At 55.0% G+C, this 1,043-nt stretch carries 2 tRNA genes and 2 rRNA genes; all 4 read right to left on the bottom strand.

Annotated features, from left to right (window positions below):
• Nucleotides 1-217 (bottom strand): 23S ribosomal RNA (locus LUN51_RS17375); the annotation flags it as partial.
• A 181-nt stretch (nucleotides 218-398) separates the two neighbouring features.
• A tRNA-Ala gene (locus LUN51_RS17380) sits at nucleotides 399-474 on the bottom strand.
• 125 nt (nucleotides 475-599) lie between these two features.
• Nucleotides 600-676: transfer RNA gene (locus LUN51_RS17385), tRNA-Ile, on the bottom strand.
• Nucleotides 677-873: 197 nt separating this feature from the next.
• Nucleotides 874-1,043, bottom strand: a 16S ribosomal RNA gene (locus LUN51_RS17390); the annotation flags it as partial.

The following is a 1,043-nucleotide window of genomic DNA, read 5'->3' on the forward strand; positions in this document are numbered from 1 at the left end:
TCCTCGGGGTACTTAGATGTTTCAGTTCCCCCGGTTCGCCTCCCAACCCCTATGAATTCAGGGTGGGATACCCAGCTTGTGCTGGGTGGGTTTCCCCATTCAGAGATGCCCGGGTCGTAGGTTGTTTGCCACCTCACCGAGCCTTATCGCAGGCTACAACGTCTTTCATCGCCTCTGGCTGCCTAGGCATCCACCGTATGCGCTTCATCGCTTGACCATATAACCCCAAAGGGTCTGGCCTGGCGACGAACACGATTTTGCCGGATACGCTTGAGACGTATCGTCTTGCTTTGTCAGCTTATTCCACATTGTTAAAGAGCATTAGAGCAAAAGCTCTAAGCGGTAGGCTTTGCGAGAAAGCATACGGCTTAGGGCTTGGTTGATATCGACTGTCGGGATGGTGGAGCCTACCGGGATCGAACCGGTGACCTCCTGCGTGCAAGGCAGGCGCTCTCCCAGCTGAGCTAAGGCCCCTTATCAACATGTCGTTTGCGGCACATTGTCACCGAAAGGACATGTAATTTGTGTGAGACTAGGCGAAAGACAGCGCCGTATAGCCTGCTATACAAGGTGTCTTTCAACGACGTATCACGCAAATTTGGTGGGTCTGGGCAGACTTGAACTGCCGACCTCACCCTTATCAGGGGTGCGCTCTAACCAACTGAGCTACAGACCCAGCACCATGCTAACTGCTAAGCCTGCGGTATTCGGCCGACCGACCTCACCCTCCTTTCCATTAAGGTCAGGGGGTGCGTTCCAACCAACTGCGCACCAAACCCGGCTTACCACTGGGTCCAGGACCCAAACAGTCGTTGCTCTGCGCGATCAGGTAATTCATTGTGAGCGCTTACCCAGGAGGGATGCGCGGTCGTTTAAGGAGGTGATCCAGCCGCAGGTTCCCCTACGGCTACCTTGTTACGACTTCACCCCAGTCATGAACCACACCGTGGTGATCGCTCTCCCGAGGGTTAAGCTAACCACTTCTGGTGCAGTCCACTTCCATGGTGTGACGGGCGGTGTGTACAAGGCCCGGGAACGTATTC

This window comes from Chromohalobacter canadensis (assembly GCF_029544075.1).
Lineage (GTDB): Bacteria > Pseudomonadota > Gammaproteobacteria > Pseudomonadales > Halomonadaceae > Chromohalobacter > Chromohalobacter canadensis_A.